This window comes from Desulfarculaceae bacterium, assembly GCA_020444545.1.
In the GTDB taxonomy this organism is placed as follows: Bacteria; Desulfobacterota; Desulfarculia; order Desulfarculales; family Desulfarculaceae; genus Desulfoferula.
Genome location: JAHLKT010000004.1, coordinates 204411 through 231126 on the forward strand (window position 1 = coordinate 204411; position 26716 = coordinate 231126).

At 66.5% G+C, this 26716-nt stretch carries 22 protein-coding genes; 12 read left to right on the top strand and 10 right to left on the bottom strand.

The genetic code is table 11. The features are described from left to right. Nucleotides 1-103: 103 nt before the first annotated feature. From KQH53_12850 to KQH53_12860, 3 genes are all read right to left on the bottom strand, one after another. Nucleotides 104-1858 (bottom strand): glutamine--tRNA ligase/YqeY domain fusion protein, encoded by a 1755-nt coding sequence (locus KQH53_12850; protein MCB2227558.1) that lies wholly within the window; start codon nucleotides 1856-1858, stop codon nucleotides 104-106. Between the two features lie 146 nt (nucleotides 1859-2004). Further along, the gene (locus KQH53_12855) at nucleotides 2005-2253 is read right to left on the bottom strand and encodes a HigA family addiction module antidote protein (GenBank protein MCB2227559.1); all 249 of its coding nucleotides are present in this window, start codon (nucleotides 2251-2253) and stop codon (nucleotides 2005-2007) included. Between the two features lie 148 nt (nucleotides 2254-2401). Continuing rightward, on the bottom strand, nucleotides 2402-3037 hold the full coding sequence (locus KQH53_12860; protein ID MCB2227560.1) for an L-fuculose-phosphate aldolase: 636 nt from the start codon (nucleotides 3035-3037) through the stop codon (nucleotides 2402-2404). A 125-nt stretch (nucleotides 3038-3162) separates the two neighbouring features. Between KQH53_12860 and KQH53_12865 the strand changes: the two genes are divergently transcribed. The 12 genes from KQH53_12865 to KQH53_12920 all read left to right on the top strand — a co-directional run bounded on the left by KQH53_12865 (nucleotide 3163) and on the right by KQH53_12920 (nucleotide 17380). Beyond that, a complete protein-coding gene (locus KQH53_12865; GenBank protein MCB2227561.1) occupies nucleotides 3163-3918 on the top strand; it encodes a M15 family metallopeptidase in 756 nt (251 codons plus the stop codon). Nucleotides 3919-4334: 416 nt separating this feature from the next. Beyond that, nucleotides 4335-5669 (top strand): hypothetical protein, encoded by a 1335-nt coding sequence (locus KQH53_12870; GenBank protein MCB2227562.1) that lies wholly within the window; start codon nucleotides 4335-4337, stop codon nucleotides 5667-5669. A gap of 264 nt (nucleotides 5670-5933) precedes the next feature. Continuing rightward, a complete protein-coding gene (locus tag KQH53_12875; GenBank protein ID MCB2227563.1) occupies nucleotides 5934-6200 on the top strand; it encodes a 4Fe-4S dicluster domain-containing protein in 267 nt (88 codons plus the stop codon). Beyond that, nucleotides 6200-7354, top strand: a complete 1155-nt coding sequence (locus tag KQH53_12880; GenBank protein MCB2227564.1) for a 2-oxoacid:acceptor oxidoreductase subunit alpha — start codon at nucleotides 6200-6202, stop codon at nucleotides 7352-7354. Before KQH53_12875 ends, KQH53_12880 begins: the two co-directional genes overlap by 1 nt. 3 nt (nucleotides 7355-7357) lie before the next feature. Next, nucleotides 7358-8257, top strand: coding sequence for a 2-oxoacid:ferredoxin oxidoreductase subunit beta (locus KQH53_12885; GenBank protein MCB2227565.1), 900 nt, complete (start codon nucleotides 7358-7360; stop codon nucleotides 8255-8257). 5 nt (nucleotides 8258-8262) lie between these two features. Next, entirely contained in the window at nucleotides 8263-8847 is a 585-nt protein-coding gene (locus KQH53_12890) for a 2-oxoacid:acceptor oxidoreductase family protein (protein ID MCB2227566.1), read from the top strand. Then, nucleotides 8844-12203 carry an FAD-dependent oxidoreductase gene (locus tag KQH53_12895; protein MCB2227567.1) on the top strand — a complete coding sequence of 1120 codons (3360 nt, stop codon included), beginning with the start codon at nucleotides 8844-8846 and terminating at the stop codon, nucleotides 12201-12203. The genes KQH53_12890 and KQH53_12895 overlap by 4 nt, the downstream gene beginning before the upstream one ends. A 2-nt stretch (nucleotides 12204-12205) precedes the next feature. Then, nucleotides 12206-12631 carry a hydrogenase iron-sulfur subunit gene (locus KQH53_12900; protein ID MCB2227568.1) on the top strand — a complete coding sequence of 142 codons (426 nt, stop codon included), beginning with the start codon at nucleotides 12206-12208 and terminating at the stop codon, nucleotides 12629-12631. Beyond that, complete coding sequence (locus KQH53_12905) at nucleotides 12628-13833, top strand: (Fe-S)-binding protein (GenBank protein MCB2227569.1); 1206 nt, start codon at nucleotides 12628-12630, stop codon at nucleotides 13831-13833. Before KQH53_12900 ends, KQH53_12905 begins: the two co-directional genes overlap by 4 nt. 57 nt (nucleotides 13834-13890) lie before the next feature. Further along, nucleotides 13891-14499 carry an FAD-dependent oxidoreductase gene (locus KQH53_12910; GenBank protein MCB2227570.1) on the top strand — a complete coding sequence of 203 codons (609 nt, stop codon included), beginning with the start codon at nucleotides 13891-13893 and terminating at the stop codon, nucleotides 14497-14499. Between the two features lie 15 nt (nucleotides 14500-14514). Beyond that, entirely contained in the window at nucleotides 14515-16317 is a 1803-nt protein-coding gene (locus KQH53_12915) for a hydrogenase iron-sulfur subunit (GenBank protein ID MCB2227571.1), read from the top strand. Nucleotides 16318-16531: 214 nt separating this feature from the next. Beyond that, the gene (locus KQH53_12920) at nucleotides 16532-17380 is read left to right on the top strand and encodes a patatin-like phospholipase family protein (protein ID MCB2227572.1); all 849 of its coding nucleotides are present in this window, start codon (nucleotides 16532-16534) and stop codon (nucleotides 17378-17380) included. A gap of 12 nt (nucleotides 17381-17392) precedes the next feature. Here KQH53_12920 and KQH53_12925 read toward each other — a convergent pair whose 3' ends face one another. From KQH53_12925 to KQH53_12955, 7 genes are all read right to left on the bottom strand, one after another. Further along, on the bottom strand, nucleotides 17393-19213 hold the full coding sequence (locus tag KQH53_12925) for an acyl-CoA dehydrogenase (GenBank protein ID MCB2227573.1): 1821 nt from the start codon (nucleotides 19211-19213) through the stop codon (nucleotides 17393-17395). Nucleotides 19214-19325: 112 nt separating this feature from the next. Further along, complete coding sequence (locus tag KQH53_12930; protein MCB2227574.1) at nucleotides 19326-20075, bottom strand: ABC transporter ATP-binding protein; 750 nt, start codon at nucleotides 20073-20075, stop codon at nucleotides 19326-19328. Then, nucleotides 20076-20843, bottom strand: a complete 768-nt coding sequence (locus KQH53_12935) for an ABC transporter ATP-binding protein (protein ID MCB2227575.1) — start codon at nucleotides 20841-20843, stop codon at nucleotides 20076-20078. It lies immediately after the preceding gene. After that, nucleotides 20840-22558: an AMP-binding protein gene (locus KQH53_12940; GenBank protein ID MCB2227576.1), complete on the bottom strand. Its 1719-nt coding sequence runs from the start codon at nucleotides 22556-22558 to the stop codon at nucleotides 20840-20842. Before KQH53_12940 ends, KQH53_12935 begins: the two co-directional genes overlap by 4 nt. Before the next feature lie 46 nt (nucleotides 22559-22604). After that, nucleotides 22605-23666, bottom strand: a complete 1062-nt coding sequence (locus KQH53_12945) for a hypothetical protein (protein MCB2227577.1) — start codon at nucleotides 23664-23666, stop codon at nucleotides 22605-22607. A gap of 1 nt (nucleotide 23667) precedes the next feature. Continuing rightward, nucleotides 23668-24537 carry a branched-chain amino acid ABC transporter permease gene (locus KQH53_12950; protein MCB2227578.1) on the bottom strand — a complete coding sequence of 290 codons (870 nt, stop codon included), beginning with the start codon at nucleotides 24535-24537 and terminating at the stop codon, nucleotides 23668-23670. A gap of 141 nt (nucleotides 24538-24678) precedes the next feature. Next, the gene (locus KQH53_12955) at nucleotides 24679-25962 is read right to left on the bottom strand and encodes an ABC transporter substrate-binding protein (protein MCB2227579.1); all 1284 of its coding nucleotides are present in this window, start codon (nucleotides 25960-25962) and stop codon (nucleotides 24679-24681) included. Between the last annotated feature and the right edge of the window lie 754 nt (nucleotides 25963-26716).

The following is a 26716-nucleotide window of genomic DNA, read 5'->3' on the forward strand; positions in this document are numbered from 1 at the left end:
TCCAGCCACGAGGCCGGAGCGGCTCTTTTTTGCTTGGGAGGCTTGGGCCAGCGCCGCCGGATGGGCGCGTCGCGGCACACGATGCGGCGGCCCATGGCCGGGCCTAGCCCTGTTTTTTCTGCTGCTTCTTTTTCTTCTTGGCCGCCCGCGCCGCCGCGGCGGCCTCGCGTTTGGCCGCCTCCACGATCTTGGCCCAGGAGTCCTTGAGAGTCACGATGCGGTTGAACACCGGCTTGCCCGGCGCGCTCTCCTTGGGGTCCACGTAGAAGTAGCCCTTGCGCTCGAACTGGTAGCGGGCCTCCGGCGCGGCCTCGGCCAGGCTGGGCTCCAGCACCGCATTGGGCATCACCACCTTGGACTCGGGGTTCAAGAACTCCTTGTAGTCGCGGCTCTTGTCCGCGTCCGGGTTGGGCACGGTGAACAGGCGGTCGTAGAGGCGCACCTCGGCGGGCACGCCGTGCCGGGCCGAAACCCAGTGGATGGTGCCCTTCACCTTGCGGCCGTCCGGGGCGTCGCCGCCCTTGGTGGCCGGGTCGTAGGTGCAGCGCAGCTCGATGATGTTGCCTTCCGCGTCCTTGACCACCTCCTGGCAGGTGATGAAGTAGGCCCAGCGGAGGCGCACCTCCTGTCCCGGAGCCAGGCGCCAGAACTTCTTGGCCGGCACCTCCATGAAGTCGTCGCGGTCGATGAACAGCTCGCGGCAGAAAGGCACCGCCCGGCTGCCCATGGCCGGCGGGTCGTCGGGGTAGTAGGGAGCCTCGAAGAACTCCTCTTCGCCCTCGGGGTAGTTGGTGAGTACCACCTTGACGGGGTCCAGCACGCCCATGACCCGGGGGGCCTTGGTGTTCAGATCGTCGCGCACCGCCTTTTCCAGCCAGTACATGTCGATCCAAGACTCTTTTTTGCCCACCCCGATGCGCTCGCAGAACAGGCGCACCGACTCCGGCGTAAAGCCCCGGCGGCGCATCCCCCGGATGGTGAGCATGCGGGGGTCGTCCCAGCCGTCCACGTGGTGGTCCTTGACCAGCTCCAGAAGCTTGCGCTTGGACATCACCGCGAATTCCAGGTTGAGCCGGGCGAACTCGATCTGCTGGGGGTGGTAGATGTCGAGCTGGTTCAAGACCCAGTCGTACAGGGCGCGGTTGTCCTCGAACTCCAGAGTGCAGATGGAGTGGGTGATCTTCTCGATGGAGTCGGAGATGCAGTGGGTGAAGTCGTACATGGGGTAGATGCACCACTTGTCGCCGGTGCGGTGGTGGATCACCCGGCGGATGCGGTACAGGGTGGGGTCGCGCATCACCAGGTTGGGGTGGGCCATGTCGATCTTGGCCCGGAGCACGCGGGAGCCGTCCGGGTACTTGCCCTCCTTCATGCCGGTGAACAGCTCCAGGTTCTCCTCCACCGTGCGGTCCCGGAAGGGGCTGTTCTTGCCCGGCTCGGTGAGGGTGCCCCGGTGGGCCCTGATCTCCTCGGCGCTCAGGTCGTCCACATAGGCCTTGCCGTCCTTGATCAGCTTGAGGGCGAACTCGTAGAGCTGCTCAAAGTAGTTGGAGGCGTAAAAGAGGTTCTCGCCCCAGTCGAAGCCCAGCCAGCGCACATCGTCCATGATGGAGTCGATGTACTCCTGCTCCTCCTTGGCCGGGTTGGTGTCGTCAAAGCGCAGGTGACAGTGGCCCTGATAGTCGCGGGCCAGGCCGAAGTTCAGGCAGATGCTCTTGGCGTGGCCAATGTGCAAATAGCCGTTGGGCTCGGGCGGGAAGCGGGTAACCACCCGGCCCTCGAAGCGCCCATTGCGGTTGTGCTCGTCGATGATGTTGCGGATGAAGTTGGTAGGAGCGGGGGTTTCGGCCGCGGCCATTTTGGGGCTCCCTTTCTGGGTTGAATCTCGCGGAGCCACCTTCAATGTGGCTCAGCGCCATTTTTTAACACGTGGCCGGGCAAAAGGCCACCTGCCTTAAATAAAACGGTTTCGCCGAATTGGGGCTATGCGGGGGGATAGGCGGGCTAGGCCGCCTGTTGGTCGTAACGGCCTTGCAGGCGCAGCCAGAAGTTCACGGCCAGGCCGTAGTGCTGGGCCAGCTTGTGGGCCAGGGCCAGGGACATGGAGCTTTCACCGGAGATGACCCGCCGGAGCATACCCAAGGGCACACCCAACTCACCGGCCAGACCGTTGAGGGTCTCGCGGCGCGGGACCATGAACTGGTCTCGCAACACGTCCCCAGGGTGCAACGGCTGAAGGTCTTCCCGACTCATAATTCTTCTACTCCTCTTGATGCTCATAGTACCAAATATTGTGCCTCCACGGCAACAAAATACCACATGTCGCGTTTTTTACGTTTTTTCAGGCGGTTGCCCGGCCAGACCACGGCAAGGCCGCGCGGGGCCCGGGCAGGAGGCGGGGCTACTGTTGGCCGTAGGTGGCGAACTTGGCCAGCACCTTTTCCATCTGCTTGCGAGAGAGGAGCTTGGGCTCGCCCACCGTCTTGGCCTGGTAAAAGACCCGCGCGGCGAACTCCACTTCCTCGGCCACGGCATAGGCGCGGGGCAGGCTGGGGCCCACGGCCACCAGGCCGTGGTTGGCCAAGAGAGCGGCGTTGAAGCCTTGCATGGTTTTGACCACCGCCTGGGCCAGCTCCGGGGTGCCATAGGTGTGGTAAGGGGCCAGGGGAACCTTGTGCCCCGCGAAGCCCACCAGATAGTGGGCCGGAGGCAGCTCCCAGCCCAGGCAGGCCAGGGTGGTGGCATAAGGCGAATGGGTGTGCACCACTGCTCTGGCTTCGGGCCGTTCCCTGTACAGGGCCAGATGAAAGCTCAGCTCACTGGAAGGGCGGCCGGGTCCGTCAACCTGTTTGCCGTCCAGGTCCACCAGCACCACCTGGCCCGGGGTCATCTCGAAGTAGTCCACCCCGCTGGGGGTGATGGCCGCCAGGGTGCGGGCCGGGTTGAGCAGGCTGATGTTGCCTCCCGCGCCGGTGGTGAGTCCGCTGCTCACCATCTTGCGCCCAAACTCCACCACCAGCTTTCTTTCCTCGAGCATCCGCATTCTGTTTCCTCCCTGGCAATGGAGCCCAATATAACACGCCCGGGGCGCCTGGGCATTTGCGGCCCGGGCCGTGGGCCTGTTATGTTTCGCCCATGGGAACCCGCCCCAGGAGGAAAGCCGTGCCGCGCCCAAGCTTGTCTCTGCTCTTGATAGCCACCCTGCTGTTCATCGCCGCCCCGGCCCTGGCCGCCGCGCCGCCCCAGGGCCTGGTGGACGCGGCCAGCGTGGTGCCCGGACTGGTGCTGGACATGCGCTACGCGGGGCCGCACAACTTCGTGGGCCGTCCGGTGAATGGCTACCAGGCCCCCCGCTGCCTGCTGACCCCCCAGGCGGCCCAAGCCCTGGCCGCGGTGCAGGCCGAGCTCAAGCCCCTGGGCCTGGGGATCAAGGTGTATGACTGCTACCGTCCTCAGCGGGCGGTGGACCATTTCGTGGCCTGGGCCAAGGACCTGGAGGACCGCCTGACCCAGGCCGAGTTCTATCCCACCGTGCCCAAGGACCAGCTGTTCAAGCAAGGCTACATCGCGCAAAAATCCTCGCACAGCCGGGGCAGCACCGTGGACCTCACCGTGGTGCCCCTGCCCACGCCCACGCAGGCGGCCTATCGCCCCGGCCAAAAGCTGTCCCCCTGCTTCGCCCCGGCTGCTCAGCGCTTCGGTGACAACGGCCTGGACATGGGCACCGGCTTCGACTGCTTCCACGCCCTGAGCCACACCGCCAACCCGGCCATCGACCCCCAACAGCGGGCCAACCGCCTGCTGCTCAAATCGCTCATGGAGCGCCACGGCTTTGTAAACTTCGACCTGGAATGGTGGCACTACACCCTCAAGGACGAGCCCTTTCCCCAGACCTATTTCGACTTCCCGGTGCGCTAGCCGCCCCCCGCGCGGCCACGCTTTTGCGCGGCGTTTCCCTGGCCCGGCCGCGCCCGCCCGCGCTATACCCGAGGGCATGTCTTCACCATTATCGTCATTACATACAAATTTGTCGTTGACCTTAACGGCAAGGCTTGCTATTTGTGGGAGGTCTAAGTCTTCAGCGTCGATACTGGACCAGCCGCGCGGAGCCTGCTCCCGGCCGGCCAGAACCACGCCATTAGCTTACAGGCTGACGCATCGCGGACCCCTTCGGGGGCGGGGGCAACCCCCGTCCCGGGGACGGGCCCCGTCTCGGATGGACGCGGAAGACCCCGGACACGGGCCGGGCTTTCCGGCCCGGGCGGCGCCCCTCGCCTTCTGATTCACGCGGCTGCTTCCACCGCCGGCGGCCCTTCGGAGATTGAGTTCTAAACATGAAGCTTGACGATCGCTATACCGGCTTTGACTACCGCCCCGTGACCCTAAAAAACTTGGCCGACACCCCCCAGTGGAGCCGCCTGAGCCCCGAGCAGCAGCAGGGCATCCTGACCGTGGCCCAGGTATATCCCTTCCGGGCCAACCGCTACGTAATGGACGAGCTGATCGACTGGGACGCGGCGCCCGACGACCCCATCTTCCGCCTGGTCTTCCCCCAGCCGGAGATGCTCTCGCCGCGAGAGCTCTCGCGCCTGGCCGAGGCCATGGGGCGGGGCGACCGGGCCCGTCTCAAGCGCGAGGTGAACGACATCCGCAACGGCCTAAACCCTCACCCCGCCGGCCAGCTGACCCACAACCAGCCCGAGCTGAACGGCAAGCCCCTGCCCGGCTTGCAGCACAAATACGACCAGACCGTGCTCTTCTTCCCCAGCCAGGCCCAGACCTGCCACGCCTTTTGCACCTTCTGCTTCCGCTGGGCCCAGTTCGTGGGAATGCCCGGCCTGAAGATCGCCTCCAAGGAAGTGGAGCACCTCACCGCCTATCTACGGGCCCACCAGGAGGTGAGCGATGTGCTCATCACCGGGGGAGACCCCATGTTCATGGGCGCGGCCGCCCTGGCCCGCTACTTGGAGCCCCTCCTGGAACCGGAGCTGGAGCATCTGAGGAACATCCGCATCGGCACCAAGAGCCTGGCCTACTGGCCCATGCGCTACTTCTCCGACCCGGACGCCGACCAGGTCTTGGAACTGTTCGAGAAGGTGGTCAAGGCGGGCAAGCACCTGGCCCTCATGGCCCACTTTGACCATCCCCGCGAGCTGGAGGCCCCGGCCGCCCGCGAGGCCCTCAGGCGGGTGCGGGCCACCGGCGCGGTGGTTCGGGTGCAGGCCCCTCTACTCCGGCGCATCAACGACGACGCCCGCCTCTGGGCCCGGCTGTGGCGCGCGGCGGTGAGCCAGGGCGCGGTGCCCTATTACATGTTCGTGGCCCGCGACACCGGGGCCCAGGAGTACTTCAAGGTGACCCTGCACCGGGCTTGGCGCATCTACCGCTCGGCCATCGAGCAGGTCTCGGGCCTGGCCCGCACGGTGCGCGGCCCTTCCATGAGCGCCCACCCGGGCAAGGTGCGCCTGCTGGGGCTCAGCAAGCTGGGCGGCCGCCGGGTGTTCGTGCTGGACTACCTCCAGGCCCGCGAGGCCGAGCTGGTGGGACGGCCCTTCTTCGCCCGCTTCGATCCCGAAGCCATCTGGTTCGACGAGCTGGAGCCCGCCTCGCCCGACGACGAGCCCTTTTTCCCGGACCTGGACGACGGGCTGCGCCTGGCCGCCGGCTAGGCAATTGGCCCTAAGTTGTCTAATGATATGAACAATCGAGATGGCCCTGAAAATTGACTTGCCCCGCGAAGCCCGGTAATATGGATAAATTTGGATCAAGGAATCTCTTGGCCGCAACCTCGGGCGCGGGGGAGAAGCGCCGGGGCCATGCCCGCCGCGCCCCGGCCATGCGATCATCGATCGCTGCGCCGGGGTAAGAGCCACACCTGAAATAGAGCTTGCTAGTTTTTCATGCGGCCCCTTCGGGGGGCCAGGAGCCGGCTGATGAAGTTTTGGCGTGAACCGCTGGACGTGGGTGACATCAAGGTGACCCGTGGCAAGGTGACCGTGGTGGAGGATCGTTGCAAGGGCTGCGAGTTCTGCATCTCCTATTGCTCCCGCGGCGTCTTGGCCATGAGCCAGACCTTCAACCGCAAGGGCTACCACTTCCCCGAGGTGATCGCGCCCAAGCTTTGCGTGAACTGTCATTTCTGCGAGGTGATCTGCCCTGAGTTCGCCATCTTTTCGCAAGAGGACGAAGGGAGGGCGTAATGGCCAACAAGGCGGTGCTCACCGGAACCCACTTCATGAACGGCGACGAGGCCTGCTGCGAAGGCGCCCTGGCCGCGGGCTGCCGTTTCTTCGCGGGCTACCCCATCACCCCGGCCACCGAGGTGGCCGAGCGCATGAGCCGCCGTCTGCCCCAGGTGGGCGGGGTGTTCATCCAGATGGAGGACGAGATCGCCTCCATGGCCGCCATCCTGGGCGGCTCCTGGGGCGGCGCCAAGTCCATGACCAGCACCTCGGGCCCGGGCTACTCCCTGATGCTGGAAAACATCGGCCTGGGCCTGTGCACCGAGACCCCCTGCGTGGTGTGCAACGTGCAGCGGGCCGGGCCCAGCACCGGCCTGCCCACCCTGGTGGGCCAAGGCGACATGATGCAGGCCCGCTGGGGCTCCCACGGGGTTTACGAAGTGATCGCCGTGGCCCCGGCCTCGCCCCAGGAGATGTTCGACTTCACCATCAAGGCCTTCAACCTCTCCGAGGAGTTCCGCCTGCCGGTGACCATCCTGGCCGACGAGGTGGTGGGCCATATGAACGAACGGGTGGTGGTTCCCTCGCCCGAGGAGATCGTGGTCTTTGACCGCATCAAGCCCACGGTGCCCAAGGAAAGCTATCTGCCCTTCCAGGCCGGTCCCTCCGGCGTGGCCCCCATGGCCACCGCCGGCGACGGCTATTACATGCACGTGACCGGCCTGACCCACGACGAGCGGGGTTATCCGGGCATGGACGCGGCCACCCAGGTGCAGATGACCACCCGGCTCATCGACAAGATCCACAACAACCTGGACCGCATCCTTGACTACGACACCGTGATGCTCGACGACGCCGAGGTGGCGGTGGTGGCCTACGGCATCAGCGCCCGCTCGGCCCGGGGCGCGGTGTTGGCCGCCCGCGAGCGGGGCCTCAAGGTGGGCCTGGTCAAGCTCAACGTGGTGTGGCCCTTCCCCGAAGAGTTCATCCGCGAGCTGGCCGGACGCATGAAGGCCCTGATCATGCCCGAGATCAACCTGGGGCAGATGGTGCTGGAGATGGAGCGGGTGGCCGGCGGCCGCTGCCCGGTGGAGCTGGTGTCCCACCCCGGCGGAGCCATCATCACCCCGGACCGGATCATCAAGGCGGTTGAAGCCGCCCTGGAGGACTAAGCCGTGAGCGCCCAAGTTCAAGCCATACCCCAGGCGGCCCACCCCCAGGACGAGCTGCTGCGCACCGACCGCATCCCGCACATCTGGTGCTCGGGCTGCGGCATCGGCATCGCCTTCGGCTCGCTCATGGCGGCCATCGCCAAGTGCGACACCCCCCGCAACGACATTTCGGTGGTCTCGGGCATCGGCTGCACCGGCCGCCTGGCGGGCTACATCCATCTGGACAGCTTCCACACCACCCACGGCCGGGCCATCCCCTTTGCCACCGGCCTGCATCTGGTACGGCCCCAGAACAAGGTGATCGTGGCATCGGGCGACGGCGACCTTTTGGCCATCGGAGGCAACCACTTCATCCACGCCGCCCGGCGCAACGTGGACCTTACCGTCATCTGCGTGAACAACTTCAACTACGGCATGACCGGCGGGCAGCTGGCGCCCTCCACGCCTTTCGGGGCCAAGACCACCACCACCCCCATGGGCAGCCCGGACGAGCCCTTCAACTTCTGCGCCCTGGCCGCGGCCTGCGGGGCCACCTACGTGGCCCGCTGGACCGCCCTGCACATCCGGCGGCTGACCGTGGCTATCAGCGAGGCCATGAACAAGAAGGGCTTCAGCTTCGTGGAGGTGATTGCCCCCTGCCCCACCGCCTTCGGGCGGCGCAACAAGATACGGCGCTCGCTGGACCTCTTGAAGTTCTACTACGAACGCTCGGTGGTGAAGAACCACCTGGCTCCGGGCGAGGCCACCATCGACTTTGACAACAAGCTGGTGGTGGGCAAGTTCGTGGACATCGAGCGGCCCACCTATCTGGATCAGTACGACATGGTCAACCGGGGCGAGCTGGAGGCCTGGCCGGCCACCAAGGTGGACTCCTCGGGAGCCGGAAAGCGCAAGGCGGGGTAAGCGGCATGAGCGATAACAAGCAGCGCGAGGTGGTGATCACCGGCTTCGGCGGCCAGGGCATCATCCTCACCGGCAACATCCTGGGCAAGGCGGCCACCATCGGCGACGGACGCCACGCCACCATGACCCAGTCCTACGGCCCCGAGGCCCGGGGCGGCTCCTGCTCCACCCAGGTCATCGTCAGCGACGGGGAGATCGCCTTCCCTTACGCCGAGCACCCCCAGCTTCTGGTGTGCATGAGCCAGGAGGGCTACGAGAAGAACCAGGCCGCCCTGGTGGATGGCGGGATAATCGTCTGGGACACCGACCTGGTGGAGACCGGCGAGCTCGACCCCGCCTGGACCGCCTATCATGTGCCCGCCACCCGCCTGGCCGAGGAGCTGGGCAACAAGATGATGGCCAACATCGTGATGCTGGGCTTCGTCTCGGCGGTGAGCGACGTGGTGGGCGTGGCCTCGCTCAAGGAGGCCATGCTGGGCTCGGTGCCCCCGGCCACCAAGAAAAAGAACGACGCGGCCTTCGAGCGCGGCCGCGAGTACGGCCTGGCCATACTCAAGAGCCGGGCCAAGCAGGAGTCGTCGCCCTCGTGAGCCCCAAGGCCAAGCAAGACCCGGCCTCCGGCGTGCTGGTGGTGGGCTCGGGCTACGGCGCGCTCAAGGCGGCCGAGGACCTGTCCCACGCGGGCATCCCGGTGATCTGGGCCACCCGCTCCTCGCAGTTTTTGGCCCTGCCCGAGGGTGTGGAGCCTTTCGAGCAATGGCCCGAGGACCTGAACTTCCAGTTCCGGCCTCTTTATCTGCGTGTGACGCGGCACCCCCTGGTGACCCCGCTAACCCAGACCCGGCTGGAGGAGCTGAGCGCCAACGGCCAGGGCTGCGCGGCCCGCTTGCGGCAAGACCCGGTCTACGTGGACTACGACCTGTGCACCGGCTGCTCGCGCTGCATGGAGCTGTGCCCCCTGAACGAGGGCGACCACCCGCCCCTGCAACGCAGCCCGGCCTTCTGCCCCTCGCGGGCGCTCTTGTTGGACAAGCGGCCGGTGAGCCCCTGCCGTCAGGCCTGCCCCCTGGGAGTCAACGCCCAGGCCTATTTGGCCCTCACCGCGGCCGAGCGCTACGACAAGGCCCTGGCCGTGGTGCGGCGCGACAACCCGCTGCCCGGCGTGTGCGGCTACATCTGCTCCCACCCCTGCGAGGGGGCCTGCCGCCGGGGCGAGCTGGACGAGCCCCTGGCCATCCGCGACATCAAGCGCTTCCTCTTTGACCACGAGGCCGAGCTGGGCGCGGCCGAGCTGCCCCAACCCCAGGCCGAGCCGCGCGGCAAGAAGGTGGCCGTGGTGGGGTCGGGCCCGGCGGGCCTGAGCGCGGCGCATTTCCTTAATCAAGAGGGCTTCGCGGTCACGGTACTGGAATCCGCCGAGCAAGCCGGGGGAATGTTGCGTCGGGGCATCAACGCCTTCCGTTTGCCCCGCCCGGTGCTGGACGCGGAGATCGCGGCCCTGGAGCGTAGCGGGGTGAAAATCATCACCGGCACCAAGGTGGAGTCGGTGGAGCATCTGTTGGCCCAGGGCTTCGACGCGGCGCTTCTGGCCGTGGGCACCCAGCGCGATTTGCGCCTCAACCTGCCCGGCGAGGAGCTGGACGGGGTGGTGCACTGTTTGGACTTCCTGGGCGCGGTGAACCTGGAGCAAGGCGGCTCGGTGGGACAGCGCACCGTGGTCATCGGCGGGGGCAACTCAGCCATGGACGCGGCCCGCACGGCGGTGCGCCTGGGCGCGCGCCAGGTGACCGTGGTGGCCATCGAGACCCAGGAGGAGCTGCCCGCCTCGCCCCGCGAGGTGGCCGAGGCCGCCGAGGAGGGCATCCAGTTCCGCCTGGGTTACGCGCCGGTGGAGCTACGCGGCGAAGGCGCCATCGCCGAGGTGGCCCTGCGCAAGGCCCACTGGGAGCGTCCCGAGGGCCAGCCGCCGCGCATCGAGTTCGACAGCGAGGAGCTGGAGGTCGTCGAGGCGGACACGGTGATCGTGGCCATCAGCCAGGGCACCGATTTGGGCGACAGCTCCCTGGGCCGCGAAGTAGAGCTGGCCCGGGGAGGCCGCCTGGCCGTGGACGAAGAACTGGCCACCTCGCGGCCCGGCGTGTTCGCCGCCGGCGACGCGGTTAGCGGGCCTTCCACCGTGGTGCAGGCCATGGCCGCGGGCCGCCGGGCAGCAGCGCGCATCCAGAGCCACCTCACCGGCGAGCCCTCGCCCTGGGTCGAGCTGGACCAGACCAGCCACGGGGTGGGCGAGCATCTGGACATCTCCGAAGACCGTTTGCGCGAGCCCCGCCAGCGCATGGCCCAGCGCCAGCCCAAGGTGCGCCGCCGCGACTTCGAGGCCGTGGACCTGGGGCTCACCGTTAGCCAGGCCAAAGCCGAGGCGGAGCGCTGCTTGCAGTGCGCCTCTTGCTGCGAGTGCCTGGAGTGCGAGGCCGCCTGCGAGATGGTGGGAGCCATCGACCACAACCGCGAGGGCAAGGCCATCTCGGTGCAAACCCCGGCGGTGGTGTGGGCCGAGGGCGGCGAGCCGCCCTGGAACGGCGCGGCCGCTCCGGAGCGGGTGTTCGCCGTCGACCCGGAGAGCTACAGCGCGGACCTCATGGACGTACTCATGATGGGCAGCGCGGCCGCAGGCCTGGCCATGGCCCCGGCCGCCAAGCTGCGGGTGCCGGTGGTGCCCGTGGAGGCCCCACCCCGCCCCCGCGCGGCCAGCGGGCGCATCGGCTTCTTCCTGTGCGCCTGTAACGAGTCCATGGCCCCGGCCCCGGCCTTGGAGCGTATCCTGGAGCTGGCCCGCGCGGTGCCCGACGTGGCTCACAGCGCCACGGTGTTCTCGGCCTGCCACCCCAAGGGCGCGGACCAGATCGCCGAGGCGGTGGAACGCCACGGCCTGTCCCAGATCATCCTGGCCTCTTGCGTGTGCTGTCCGCTCAACTTCCAGTGCATAAGCTGCAACGACCAGCGTACCCGCGCCCGCCTGCATCTGTTCGAGCGTTTGGGCTTGGACCGGGGCATGGTGGAGACGGTGAACCTGCGCGACCATCTGCACGCCGGGCAGTTCGGCGAGGACGAAATCGTGCAGCGGGCCCGGGCCATGCTGCGCCCGGCCTTCATCCGGGTGCGCCACCAGGGCCCCCTGCGCATGGGCGACACCGAGATCAAGAAACGGGTGCTGGTCCTGGGCGGCTCCCAGGTGGGAATCAGCGCGGCGCGCAACCTGGCCCTGCAAGGCCTCAGCGTGCGCCTGGTGCACCGGGCCTGGCCCAGCGGCCAGGAGCTGCCCGAGGACATTGCCTCGCGGCCCCTGGATGAGAGCCTGGAGCCGGGCATTACGGCCGTGGAGGCGGCGGAGATCGAGGGCATTCACGGCGTGCTGGGCGACTTCAGCGTAAAGGCCAAGGTGGACGGCCGCTGGCGCACCTGGAGCGCGGACGTGGTGTGCCTCACCGACGAGAACCTCATCGGCCTCTCGCTCTATGCCGGCCAGACCGGGCTCAAGAAGTTCTACCGCTACGACTTCAGCTTCTTCAACACGCCGCACACCGGGGTGTACCGCATGATGCCGGTAACCCTGGAGCGGGTGGACCCCTGGCAGGCCGGGGCGGCCCTGGCCGGCGAGGTGGCCACCACCGCGGCCAAGGCATATCTGCTGGACCACCAGCTCAGCCCGGTGGTGGACCCCACCCGATGCCGGGGCTGCGGCCGCTGCGCCGAGATCTGCCCCTTCGAGGCCATGGCCCTCAAGGAGAACCCGGACGGCAGCTTCACCTCCCAGGTGTTCCGCCACAACTGCGTGGGCTGCGGCGGCTGCGTGGGCCGCTGCCCGGTCTCGGCCCTGGACATCCCCTACTTCTCCAACCAGCTCCTGGAGCAGATGGTGGCCGGCACCATGGGAAGGGAGGCGTAGCCGTGGCCAAGGTGAACATCCTGGGCATCGCCTGCAACTGGAGCCCCTGGGCCTGCTACAACGCGGCGGGCCAGGCGGGCCTGGAGCTGCCCTCCAACTTCAAGATCATGCGGGTCATGTGCATCGGGCGCATCAACCAGGCGCTGATCCTCAAGGCCTTCGAATACGGGGCCGACGGGGTGATCGTCCTGGAGTGCGAGGATGCCGACTGCCGCTACGGTCCCGGCCCGGAGCTGGGCCACTCCAACGTGGCCCGGGTGCGCCGCCTCTTGCATTACCTGGGCATCGGCCAGAAGCGCCTCAAGGAGATGACCTTCCAGGCCGACCAAAAGCAGGAGCTGGTGGACGCCCTGTGGGACTTTGCGGCCCACATCGAAAAGATGGGCCCCAACCCCGGCAAGCCCGAACTGGAGCGCGAGGCATCGTGAAGCTGGACAGCCCGGAAATAAAGCGGATCATCAAGGAGCGCTCCCTGTACATGTGCCTGGAGTGCGGCAAGTGCTCCGCTTCCTGCCCCCGCCTGCTGGCGGGCAAGGAGTACTCGCCCCGCCTGCTGGCTCACAAGCTCATCGCCGAGCCGGAGGACGCGGCCTACATCCAGAACGCGGTGTGGGAGTGCCTCACCTGCGGCCTGTGCGAGGAGCGCTGCCCCTCGGGGGTGCAGTTCAGCCAGGCCATCCTGGACCTGCGCGCCGAGCTGGGCAAGGCTCTGGGGCTCACCGGTTTCCGGGCCCACGACGGGGCGGTGCACTCCTGGATGCGCATCATGACCTCGCCGCGCCTGGAGCAGAACCGCCTGGACTGGATCACCCCGGAGCTCAAGGTGGCCACGGACGGGCCGGTGGCCTTTTTCACCGGCTGCGTGCCCTATTTCGACGTGTTCTTCTCCAACCTGGAAGTGGACACCCTGAGCCTCTCGGCCGACGCCATCCGCCTGCTGAACTTCCTGGACATCGAGCCGGTGGTGCTGGGCAACGAGCGCTGCTGCGGGCATGATCTCCTCTGGACCGGCGACCGCGAGAACTTCGCGGCCCTGTGCCGCCTGAACTACCAGGAGTTCAAGGACCACGGCGTCAAGGAGATCATCACCAACTGCCCAGAGTGCTACCAGGCCCTGGCGGTGCACATGCCCTCGGTGATCGAGGGCTTCGACCTCAAGGTCACGCTGTTGATCGACCTTTTGGAGCGCGAGGTGAACAAGGGCGGCCTGAGCTTCAGGCCCCTCAACCAGCGCGTCACCTATCAGGACCCCTGCCGCCTGGGGCGCGGGGCCGGGCGCTACGAGGAGCCGCGCAACCTCCTAAAGCGAGTGCCCGGCCTGGAGCTGGCCGAAATGGCCAACAACCGGCACAGCGCCCTGTGCTGCGGCAACAGCTCCTTCATCAACTGCGACGCCTTTTCCAAGCGGGTGCAGATGACCCGCCTGGCCCAGGCCCGGGCCACCGGCGCCGAAACCCTGGTCACCGCTTGCCCCAAATGCATGATCCACACCTCCTGCGCCCTGCGCGACCCGGTGGCCGGCCTGGAGGCCCCGCTCAAGGTGCGCGGGCTGGTGAGCATCCTGGCCGAGCAGATCGAGTGGGCCCAGGACGAGACCCCGCGCCGCAAGTCCGGCGCCGAGGGCAACTGAGCGAATCCGGTTTAACGCCCCCGCCGCAAGGCCGGGGCCAGCCGCAAGGGAATATAGATGAGCGAGCAAAACCAAAACGTCGAGCCCCGGGTGGGGGTGTATGTCTGCCACTGCGGACTGAACATCGCCGGGGTGGTGGACTGCGAGGCGGTGGCCGATTACGCCGCCGGCCTGGACGGGGTGGTGGTGGCCCGGCACGACGGCTACTGCTGTTCCGAGCCGGGCCAGAACCGCATCCAGCAGGACATCGCCGAGCAGGGGCTCAACCGGGTGGTGGTGGCCTCCTGCTCACCGCGCCTGCACGAGACCACCTTCCGCCAGTGCCTTTCCGGGGCGGGGCTCAACCCCTACCTCCTGGAGATGGCCAACTTGAGGGAGCAGTGCTCCTGGGTGCACGGCGCCGAGCCGGACGCGGCCACGGACAAGGCCCGCGACCTGGTGCGCTCGGCCGTGGCCCGCACCCGGGGCCTCACCGTGCGCCACGAGATCGAGGTGCCCATGGCCAAGTCCACCTTGGTCATCGGCGGCGGCGTGGCAGGAGTGCAGTCCGCCTTGGACCTGGCCGACGCGGGCTATCAGGTAACCCTGGTGGAGAAGGAGCCCAGCATCGGGGGCATGATGGCCCGGCTGGACAAGACCTATCCCACCATGGACTGCTCCATATGAATACTCGGGCCTAAGATGGCGGATGCCGGTCGGCATCCAAACATAACGCTGCTCACGGGCAGCCAGGTCGAGTCGGTTAGCGGTTATGTGGGCAACTTCACCGCCCGCATCCTCAAGAAGGCCCGCTTCGTGCGCGAGGACCAGTGCACCGCCTGCGGCGACTGCGTTGAGGTTTGCCCGGTGGTGGTGCCCGACGAGTTCAACGTGGGCCTTTCCTCGCGGCGCGCTATCTATCAGCCTTTTCCCCAGGCCGTGCCCTCGGCCTATGTGTTGGACCAGGCCAACTGCCTGGGCCACGACCCCATCAAGTGCGGCAAGTGCGCCGAGGCCTGCCAGAAGAACTGCATCGACTTCGACATGAACGACGAGGAGATCGAAGTCGAGGTGGGCACCATCATCGTGGCCACGGGCATGGAGGTCTACGACCCCACCGTCTTGGACGAATACGGCTACACCCGCCACCAGAACGTGCTCACCTCTTTGGAGCTGGAGCGCCTGATCTCCTCGGGCGGCCCCACCCAGGGCGAGGTGGTGCGCCTCACCGACCGCGAGCGCCCCAAGTCGGTGGCCTTCATCCAGTGCGTGGGCTCGCGCTCCCAGCGGCGGGGCAACCCCTATTGCTCCAACATCTGCTGCATGAACACCATCAAGAGCACCTTGCAACTCAAGGAGCACTACCCGGACATCGAGCTCAAGGTCTTTTACATCGACATCCGCGCCTTTGGCAAAGGCTTCGAGGACATGTTCCGCCGCTCCCGCGGCGAGGGGGTGCACTTCATCCGGGGCCTGCCCGGCGAGATCCAAGAAGACCCGGACACCGGCGACCTGATCCTCACCGTGGAGAACACGGCCACCAACCAGCTGGAGGAGCACCGGGCCGAAATGGTGGTGCTGGCCACAGGCGTGCATCCGCCCGAGGAGATGCACATCGTCCAAGAAATGCTGGCCCTGCAAAAATGTTCGGACGGCTTCTACCTTGAGGCGCATCCCAAGCTGCAACCAGTGGACTCGGCCACGCGGGGCATCTTCTTCGCAGGCTGCGCCGAGGGGCCCAAGGACATCAAGGAATCGGTGACTCAGGCTTCGGCCGCGGCCGCCCGGGCCATGCGCCTGATGACCCCGGGCCGCCTGCTGGTGGAGGCCATCACCGCCGAGGTGAGCCCCGAGGGCTGCACCAAGTGCGGCATCTGCGCCAAGGTCTGCCCCTACAACGCCATCGTCTTCGACAAGAAGTCCGGCAAGCCGGCAATGGTCACCGAGGCGGCCTGCGCCGGCTGCGGCACCTGCGCGGCCGAGTGCCCCTCGGACGCCATCCACATGCACCACTTCACCGACGACCAGATCAACGCCCAGATCGACGCCATCCTGGAGAACGACCCCTCCGGCGTCATCCCGGTGTTCGCCTGCAACTGGTGCTCCTATGCCGGGGCCGACTTCGCGGGCGTTTCGCGTTTGCAATACCCGGCCAACACCCGCCTGATCCGCACCATGTGCTCGGGCCGGGTGGACGAGGACTTCATCTGGCGGGCCTTCTCCCAGGGCGCGGCGGTGGTGCTGGTGAGCGGCTGCCACTTCGGCGACTGCCACTACATCGACGCCAACCACTGGACCGACAAGCGCATCAAGCGGATGCACCGCAAGATGGAAAAGCTGGGCATCCGGCCCGAGCGGCTGCAACTGGAGTGGATCAGCGCGGCCGAAGGCGTGCGCTTCCGCGATGTGATGCAGGGCATGGAAACCCTGCGCGCCGGGGTCAGCGCCGAGGAGATCGAGCAGACCCAGCGCATCCTGGCCGAGCAGGAGAAAAAGAAAAAGTAGACCGCCCCGAGCGGAGCGCCCCTCCCGGCCGCGCGGCTGGGAGGGGCTTTTGTTTGGCCCAATGTGTCACCCAGCGCGACGCCGCGATTTTAGGCCCGCCGGGACTTGCCCAATCGAGCCGCTTGGGTCATGCTTCTATGTGGGTGGGCATGAAGTATGTCCCACGCCCGGCCGACCGCACGGCGTGCTTAGTCAACCAGAGAACGCAACTACCTTGTCCAAGCTTCCCGAATACAAAGCAGTGGTTTTTGCCGGCGGCGGGGCGCGCTGCTTTTGGCAGGCCGGCTTCTGGGAGGCGGTGGGCCCCGCCCTGCCCAAGCCGCCCGAGGTGGCCACCGCGGTGAGCGCCGGAGCCAGCACCGCTTGCCACGCCCTGGGCGGCACCTCGGCCGAGGCCCTGGCCTACAGCCTGGAAGGCCACGCCGCCCGCCGCGCCAGCGGCTACCAGCGCAGCCCATATAGCCTCAAACCGGACCGCGCCAGGGTGGCTTTTTACCGCGCATCCTTTGAAGAACTGCTCAGGGGTGAACCCATGGAGCGCCTGCGCTCCGGGCCCGAGTTGCGGGTGCTCATGGCCGCGCCTCCGCCCTGGGCTCCGGGCAGCCTGGGCATCCTGGCGGGCTTTTTGGCCTACACCCTGGAGAAGGCCATCAAGAAGCCGCTGCACCCCACCTGGGCCCAGGCCCTGGGCTTCTCGCCGGTGGTGGGCCTGGCCAACCGCTGCGCCAGCAGCGAGGAGGTGGCCGACCTGGTGCTGGCCTCCTCCTGCGTGCCGCCCATCATGGAGCAGGCTTTCTGGCAGGGCCGCGCGGTGCTGGACGGTGGGCTCATCGACAACGCGCCGGTGGCCCTGCTCTCCCCGGCCGAGCGCCCCGCCCTGGTCCTGCTCACCCGGCGCTACCCGCCCGAGCAGCTCAAGGGCCACCACGGCCTCACCTACGTGCAGCCCTCGGCGCCGCTGCCCATCTCCAAGTGGGAGAGCGCCGACCCCGAGGCGGTGCAGCGGGCCGTGGACCTAGGCCAGGCCGACGGCTACCGCTTCCTGCGCGCCTGCCGGGCCTAGGCCCCCCGCGCCCTAGAACGCCTCCTCGGGCAGCTCCACCGCGCTCAGGTCCTCTTGCTGCAAGGCCACGTAGCGGCCGAACACCTCGGTGAGCATGTTGCGGCAGAAGAACTGGGCCGAGGCCACCTTTCCCTGATAGAAATAGCACTCCGAATCGCTCAGGCCTCCGGCGGCCAGCTTGTCGCGGGCGATGAGCCCCTGCTCCAAGAGCAGGTTGGCCAGGACCGTTTCGGCAAAGCTGTCCAGGAAGCGGGTGGCGTAGAGCGGCACCAGGGACACCCGCCCCTCTTTGAAGAACTCCCCGAAGCGGCGGCCGGTGTCGCCCACCATGCCCGCCGCCTTTTCCAACAGCTTGCAGTCCTGGCCGAACTCCGGGTCATCGGCGTGGGCCTGGGCAAAGCCTACCACCTCCAGGATCCACTCCTTGAAGGCCGCGCCCTTGGCAATGCCCAGCTTGCGGCCCACCAGGTCCAGAGCCTGGATGTAGTTGGTGCCCTCCCAAATGGAGAGGATCTTCACGTCACGGGCGTACTGCTCCACCGGGAAGTCGCTGCAATAGCCCGCCCCGCCCAACACCTGGATGGCGTCGCGGGTCAGGTTGTAGCCCAGGTCGGTGTTGTAGGCCTTCACCAAGGGAGTGAGCATCTCCATGCGGTGGGAGGAGCGCTCCCGCGCCTCGGGGTCCGGGTCGTGCTTGGCCACGTCGGCGTGGAAAAGCAGATAGGCCACGAAAGCGCGCATGGCCTCGGAGCCGGACTTGAGCTTCAGCAGCATGCGGCGCACGTCCTCGTGGTGCACGATGGTCACCGCCGCGCCGTGGCGGTCGGCCAGGGGCGCGCCCTGCACCCGCTCCTTGGCGTAGACCAGGGCCATGTCGTAGGCGCTGGCGGTCACCCCGCAGGCCTGGGTGCCGCAGCCGATGCGGGCCTCGTTCATCATCTGGAACATCTTGGCCATGCCGCTGTTTGCCTCGCCCAGGAGGATGCCCCGGCAGCCGCCGTTCTCCCCGAAGCTCAGGGAGCAGGTGGGCGAGCCGTGGATGCCCATCTTGTGCTCGATGCCCGAGCAGAACACGTCGTTGGGCTCGCCCAAGGAGCCGTCGGGCTCCACCCATATCTTGGGCACGATAAACAGGCTCAAGCCCCTGGTGCCCTCGGGCGCGCCCTCGATGCGGGCCAGCACCAGGTGGATGATGTTCTCGGTCAGGTCGTGCTCGCCGCAGGTGATGAAGCGCTTGGTGCCCTCGATCTTGAACAAGCGGCCGCTGGGGTCGTCGGCCAGGGGCACGGCCTTGGTGCGCGAGGCGCCCACGTCCGAGCCCGCGTCGTTCTCGGTCAGGCACATGGTGCCCCCCCACACCCCGCCGTACATCTTTTCCACGAACAGCTCGCGGTCCTGGTCGCTGCCGAAGTTTTCGATGAGGTGCCCCGCGCCCACCGCCAGCCCGGCGAAGGTCATGAAGGCCATGTTGGCCGAGTTGTGCAGCTCGCGGATGATCCCGCCCACCATTTGGGGCAGGCCCTGGCCGCCGAACTCGGGGTTGGAGGTGGCCCCGATCCAACCGTTCTCTCCCAGCACCCGCCAGGTCTGCTTCCAGGAATCCGGCGTGGTAACCACCCCGTCGTCCCAGACGCAGCCGATGCGGTCGCCGTCTTGCAGGCCCGGGGCCAGCACCTCGCGGCCCACCTTGAGCCCCTCCTCCACCATCATCTCCACGTCCTCGGCGGTGAAGTCGGCATAGGCCGGGTAGCTCAGCAGTTTGTTCAGGTCCAGGTGCTCGGTGAGCACGAATTTGCTGTCGCGGCTGTCGCGGTGGAAGTAATTGACGCCCATGTTTTTCTCCTAGGTGTGTGCGCCGGGCCCAAGCCCGGCTCGGTTGATGTGTGCTGTTGTCTGAAAGGGACCCGCGCCCGGGCCGGAGCTTCTCCCCGGCCGCCCCCCGCGCCTAGAGCCCCAGGTAGGTCTTGCGGATTACCTCGTCCTCCAAGAGCTCCTCGCCCTTGCCCTGGGCGATGATCCTGCCCGAGGAGAGCACGTAGTTGCGGTCGGCCATCTTGAATACCGTGGCCACCTCCTGCTCCACCAAGAGGATGGTGATGCCCATCTCGCGGATGGCCATGATCTTGTTGAACACTTCGGCCCGCATCATGGGGGCCAGGCCGGTGGAGGGCTCGTCGATGCACAGGAGCTTGGGCCGCGACATCAACGCGCGCCCCACGGCCAGCATCTGCTGCTCTCCGCCGGAGAGAGTGCCCGAGACCTGCTTGGAGCGCTTGCCCAAGACCGGGAACAGCTCGTAGACCAGCTCCAGGTCCTGGTGCACCTGCTCCTTGTCCGGGTGCAAATAGGCCCCGGCCAACAGGTTCTCCAAAACGCTCATCTCCCGGAAGGGCCGCCGCCGCTCCGGGCAGTGCACCAGGCCCATCTTCACGATCTGGTGGGCTGGGGTTTTTAGGATGGACTGGTTGTCGAAGTTGATGGCGCCGGTGAAGGTGATGTCGCCGTGGGCCGTGCCCCGCTGGGTCATCTTCTCCCAGGCCACCAGACCGGTCACCGCCCGCAGCAAGGTGGTCTTGCCCGCGCCGTTGGGCCCCACCAGGCTCACCAGCTCGCCGGCCTCCACGTGCATGCTCAGATCGTTGATCAACACGGCCCTGTCGTAGCAGACCGTCAGGTTGGATACCTCCAGCAGCACTTAGACGCCTCCCTCTCCCAGATAGGCTTCGACCACCTCGGGTATCTTCACGATCTGTTCCGGCGTGCCGTCGGCGATGATGGTGCCGAAGTTCAACACGATGATGCGGTCCACGATCTTCATGAGCTGTTGCAGCTTGTGCTCGATGATGATCATGGCCGGGCCCTCGCTGTGCAGTCGCCCGAAGCGCCCGCCCTTGTGCAGGCGCGCCACCGACTTGGCCATCAGCTCGGTCTCGGCCGGGCTAAGACCGCCGAAGGGCTCGTCCAGGATGAGCAGCTCCGGGTCCGTGGCCACGGCCCGGGCCACCTCCAGGCGCTTCAAGTCGCCCTGGCTCAGGGTGGAGGCCTTTTCCAGGGCCATGTCCGAGATGCCCGCGAACTCCAGGGCGTCCATGGCCTTGGCCTCCACCTTTTTCACCCACTCGCCGCGCTTCATGGCCCGGGGGCTCAGGCAAGAGACCATCACGTTGGCGATGATGGGCAGCCGCCGGAAGGGGCGCATGTTCTGGAAGGTGCTGGCGATGCCCAGGTTCACGATGTCGTAGGCCTTGGACCCGGTGATGTTCTTGCCCTTGAACCTGACCGTGCCCTGGTCCGGCTTGAGGATGCCGTTGATCAGGCGCACCAGGGTGGTCTTGCCCGCGCCGTTGGGGCCGATCAGCCCCACTATCTCCTCGCGGCCCAGGTCGAAGCTCACGTCGTTGGTGGCGGTGAGGCCGCCGAAGTCCTTGCGCAGCCCCTTCACTTCCAGGAAGGGAGGGATCATGCCACTGCCTCCTCGCCCTCCTCGCGCAGTTCGCGGCGGCTCACCTTGCCCACGTCGGTCTTGGGCAGCTCGCCGCGGAACTCGATGATCTGGGGCACCTTGTAGTGGGCCAGCTCGTCCTTGCAGTAGGCGATGAGCTCCTCCTCGGACAGCTTGCCCCGAGCCTCGGCCTGCAAGACCACGTAGGCCTTGATCAGCTGCCCCACCTTGGGATCGGGAACCCCCACCACGCCGGCCGCCTTGACCTGCGGGTGGTTGTAGAGCACCTCCTCCACGTGCTTGGCGAATACCGAGTAGCCCTTGTGCTTGATAAGGTCGCGCTTGCGGTCGAAGAAATGGAAGTAGCCCTCCTCGTCCATGCTCACCAAATCGCCGGTGCGCATCCAGCGCATCCCCGCCATGTCCAGCATGGTCTCGGCGTTATCCTGGTCGCGCTGCCAATAGCCCTGCATGATGTTGGGCCCGCTGAGCACCATCTCGCCCACCTCGCCCAGAGGCACCGCCTGGTCGCCGTCCACCTCCACGATGGCCGCGGTCACGTTGGGAACCGGCAGGCCGAAGGAGCCCTTCTTGGTCCGGTGCAGGGGGTTGGTGTGGCTCACGGCGGCGGTCTCGGTCATGCCGTAGCCCTCCACGATGCGGCTGCCGGTGCGCCGCTCCCAGTCGTCCACCGTGGTCTCGTGCAGAGTGTCGGCCCCGCACACGATGATCTTGAGCTTCTTCCAGTTCACCCGCGCGGTCTTGTCGTACTCCTTCAAGTACTCGTAGAGGGTGGGCACCCCGTAGAAGCCCGAGGCGTTGTAGCGCTCCACCGCAGCCAGGATCTCGTCCATGTCCGGGGTGGTGAACAGCACCAGGGTGAAGCCGTGCACCAGGCCGGTGAGCATGATCACCACCTGCCCGTAGATGTGGAACAAGGGCAGGAAGGCGATGATGGTCTCGTCCCCGTCCACGAACTGGTGTTCCCAAAAGGCCAGGGCCTGGGCTTGGCAAGACACGATGTTCTGGTGGGTGAGCATGGCCGCCTTGGGGTGGCCCGTGGTGCCGCCGGTGTAGGGCAAGGCGGCCAGGTCCGTGGCCGGGTCGATGCTCACCGCCGGCGGGTTGGGCGAGCTCTGCTTCAACAGGTCCTGCATTTTCAGCAAGCCCGCCTGGGCGATCAAGGCCGCGTCGGGTATGTGCATGCCGCCGTAGGCCTTGGCCACCACGCCCTTGGCGAACATCTTCTTGAGCCTGGGCAGATACTCGTCGATGCCAGTGATGATCACGTTGTCCAAGTCCACACCGGTCGCGGCCACGTTGTCATAGAGGATGTCCTGGCACACCACCGTCTTGGCCCCGCTGTCGCTGAGCTGGTGGCGCACCTCCTGGCTGGTGTAGACCGGGCTCACCGGAGTGACCACAGCGCCCACCTTGAGCGCGCCCATGTAGGCAATGATGTACTGCGGACAGTTGAGCAGGTACAGGGCCACCCGGTCGCCCTTTTGCACCCCCAGCCCGGCCAGGGCGTTGGCAAAGCGGTCGGCCAGCTCCCGAAGCTCCTTGTAGGAGATCTTCTTGCCGTAGAAAATCACCGAGGTCTTGTTGCCGTACTTCTGGGAGACCTCGTCGAACAGCTCGGGGATGGAGACCGAGGGTAGGTCCAGTTCCGGGGCGACGGTGTCCGGATAATGCTTAAGCCATGGCTTGGAAAGGTAAGCCTGCATCGGGTCCATTGTTTTTCACCTCACGGGTTGCAGGATTCTTTGTTAAGACCGGTCATCACGCCAAGGAGGTGTCGCACACGCGGCACCTCCGCCGGAAAAAGATGTTGCGCAGCTTGCAGCGCGGGCACTCGGACTCCAGCTTGTCGCGCACCCAGGGGATGAGCCCCTCGGGCATGAACAAGAGGGTTACCAGCACCAGGGCCGCGAAAATGAACATGCGTATCTCGGGCAGGCTGGGGAAGTTGTTCAGCACCAGGCGCAGCACTTCCATCAAGGGGTTCAGGATGAACACCCCGGCGATGGGGCCGTAGATGGTGACCATGCCCCCGAACACCGACCAGATGATCACCTGGAAGGACAGGGACACCTCCAGGGTGGAGGGCCCGGCCAGGCGCATGAAATGGGCGTAGAGCCCGCCGGCGATGCCCGCGAAGAAGCCGCTCAGGCAAAAGGCCAACAGCTTGTAGCGGGTGGTGTTGATGCCCGAGGAGCGCACCGCCACCTCGTCCTCGCGGATGGCGTGCAGGATGATGCCGGTCTTGGAGTCGGTGATCTTCCACATCACGAAGCCCAGCACCACCACCAGCCCGGCGGTCAGGTAGTAGTCGCCCACCCGCGAGCCGGTCAGGCGCGAGAGCCCGGACAGGCCCAGCTCGCCGCCGGTTATGTCGGGCATGGCGAAGACCAGGCCGGTGAGGATGATGGGAAAGGCCAGGGTGGTCAGGGCCAAATACGAGCCGCGCAGGCGCAGGCAGGGAATGCCCACCACCAGCCCGGCCAAGACCCCGCCCACCGCTCCCAGGGGGATGGACAGATACGGCGGGAAGCCCAGGTCCAGGTTCAACAGGGCGGTGACATAGGACGCCACCCCGAAGAACAAGGCGTGGCCGAAGTTCATCTGGCCGGTGAAGCCGGACAAGAGATCCCAGCTCGCGGCGAAGATGGCGAAGATGGAGGTTAGGATGAGGACGCGCAGGATGTAGTAGTCCTGCGTGAACAGGGGCACGGCCGCCAGGGCCAGGATGAACAGCAGCACGGCCAGGCGGCTGGGCAGAACCAGCACTTCCGAGCGCAGTATGGTCCAGCCTCGGCGGAGGTAGGCGCTTACCAGTCCCATGTCAGCGCTCCTCCTCGAAAGAGACCCCGAAGAGCCCGTCCGGGCGGATCAGGAGCACCAGGATCATGATGGACAGGGCCACCGAGTCCTTGAGGAACGAGCCCATGGGCAAGAGAAACACCACCAGGCTCTCGGCGAAGCCCAGGATATAGGCCCCCACGAAGCTGCCCTCGATGCTGCCCAGGCCGCCCAACACCACGATGGCCAGCATCATGATGAGAGGGTGCATCCACATGGTGGGCTCCACTGTGACCAGGGGAACCACGATGGCCCCGGTGATGGCCGCCAGGCCCACGGACACGCCCATGGTGCCCATGGCCACCCGGGTCACGTTCATGCCCATGAGGTTGGCCACCTCGCGGTCCTGGGCCGTGGAGCGGATGGCCAGGCCCAAACGGGTGCGCAGCAAAAACAGTCGCACGCTCACCAGGATGACCAGGGCCAGGCCCAAGGCCAGCAGGTGCTGGTAGGTCACCTTGACTCCCAGGATGGTGGCGTAGCCCTCCACCAGGGGGTTCACCCCCAGGTAGTGGCCGCCGAAGCTCATCAGGAAGACCTCCTGGATCATCATGGCCACGGCGATGGTGGCGATGAGCACCGCCGCCTCGTGCTCCTGGATGGGCTTGATGAAGAAGTTGTAGATAAGCAGGCCCAGGATCACGGTGAGCACGATGGCCGCCGGCATGGCGATGAGAGGCGGCAGGCCCAGCATCTTGGTGCCCATGTAGATCAGGTAGGCCGCGGTCATGTACAGGGCGGTGTGGGCGATGTTTATGATGCGCGCCACGCCCAGCACCAGGGAGAAGCCAATGGCCAACAGGGCGTATACGCTGCCCTTGATCAGGCCGTCGATGATGATGTCCAGTAACATGCGTCCACCCCGCGGGTCCTGGGTGGCAAGCCCCGCTGGAAGCGGCGCGGCGGTCGGCGCCCGCGCCTGGGAAACTTCAGGGACCGGCCCGGCGGCCTCCCCGGGCGCCATTGGCCCGGGGAGAACGCGCGGGAGCGGGTTTTACTTCTTGTTCTTCCAGTAGTCGACGACCCAGGGGGCCAGCTTGTAGGGCACGGTGCCCTTGTAGAACACCTTCTGCCAGTGATAGGGCCACACGCACATGATCTTGCCGTCCTGCCACTGGGTGCCGATGGCGGTCACGTAGCCCGGGCCCCAGGTCACGTCGTGGGACTTGTCGAAGACCACGCGGCCGGCGGTGTCGACGTAGTCGGTCTTCTCCAGGGAAGCCACCACCTTGTCCGAATCGATGGTGCCGACCCGCTCCACCGCGTTCTTGATGATGTACAGGGCGTCATAGGTGCCCGCGGTGTAGTTGGGGGCTTCCTTGTAGAGCTTCACGTACTTGTCGTAGAAGGGGATGGTCTTGGGGGTGATCTCCACCCGGGCGTAGGTGTTGATGGTCTCGGTGTACGCACCCTTGCCGCCGGTGGCCGGCCAGAAGCCGCTCTTCTGCGACTCCACGTTGATACCCACCGCCGCAGCGGGCACCTTCAGCTCGCCCATCTGCTTGGCGAAGGTGAGGCCCACCGAAGAAGAGAAGGTGGTGAACACGATGTGGGCCCCGGCCCGCTGAATGGCGGCCAGCTCGGCGGTGCAGTCCTTGGCCACCGGCGAGGGACGCCATACGCCCACCACCTCCATGCCCATCTTGGCGGGCAGAAGCTTCTTGGAGATGTTCACGATGGGGTCGGCCCAGGCGGCCTTTTCGGCCACCACCGCCACCTTGATCTTCTTGATGCCCAGGGTCTTCTTCATGATGTGGGCCACGGTGCCCAGCAGAATGAAGTCGACCTTGCCCAGGTACTTGGAGTTGATGGGGGTGAGGCGGAACCAATACTTGTAGCGGTCGTAATCCTTGGTCACCTTGGTGCACAGCGCGGGGTGAGCCGCGCCGCAGCCGATGAAGACCTTCTTGGCGTCCATGGCGATGTCCTGCATCACCAGCACCGCCTCGGTGCGGAAGCCGCCCACCAAGAAGTCCGCCTTGTGGCGGCTCACGGCCAACTCCACCGCGTTGGTGGCGTCGGGGATGCTCAGGAACTCGTTGGTGTCCACCTTGATCAGCTCGATGGGCCGCATCTGATTGCCCACCTTGATCCCGCCGGCCTTGTTGATCTCCTCGGCCGCCATGGTGGCCCCGTTCCAGTGCCCCTCGCCCTGGGTGAAGGACATGGGCCCCAACACCGCGATCTTGATGGGGGCCGCTGCTCCGGCGGGCAGGCATAAAGCCAAGGCCAGCAGCATGGCGGTCAAGACCAAACCGAACCACTTCATAGTTTTCACGACGTTCCCTCCCCTTGTGTCTGGTGGGCCACCCCGCCGGGCGGGTGCTTTCCCTCCCCGGCGGCATACGTGGCCGGAAATCCTGTCTCAGGGGGCGGCCCGGCGTGGGCGGCCGCCGCCGAATAACGGGAGCTGCCGCCTCTAGCCGGCGGCCGGCCCCCATGGGATCGTCCACCAGGTTTGCCCGGGCACTTCCCCGCCAAGGCGCGGCCCGGGCGCCGAGGCGCGGGGGCGGCGATATGCGGATGTGGGGCCCGAGACAGGCCGCCGCCCTGGGGCGGGGCCTTGGGTGCGGATTCCAGATGCGAAGCGCGCGCCGGATTTTTCCATGAAGTGGCTGGCCGAGGTGGCCGGGCGCGGGATTTCGGCGGGGAGTGGGGATGCAGGATGAGCGGGTTCCGCCGGAGAAATTATGCTCAGATGCCCCCCTGCCCTGTCAAGGAGGGCCGGGGCGCCAAGGAAACAGTCAATGGCCCGGGGCAGGACGGCCGCCGGCGCCAGCAGGGGGGGCTGGTAGGGGGCGGCCAGGCCATCGACCGTATACTGTATATCTACACTCAACGTTTAGCTCAGATATGCGTTATTGGTAATTTACACAATATAAATGTGGCCATATGTTGTCAATCACAAACTTCTTGGCAAGCATTATTAATGTTGCTATAAAGGGATAAGCGACTGGGAGGTTTGGCTTATTCTCCGGCCCCGCCAGCGTCGCAACGGTCGCCAAGCAGGGGCTTTTGTTGGGGTTTGAATA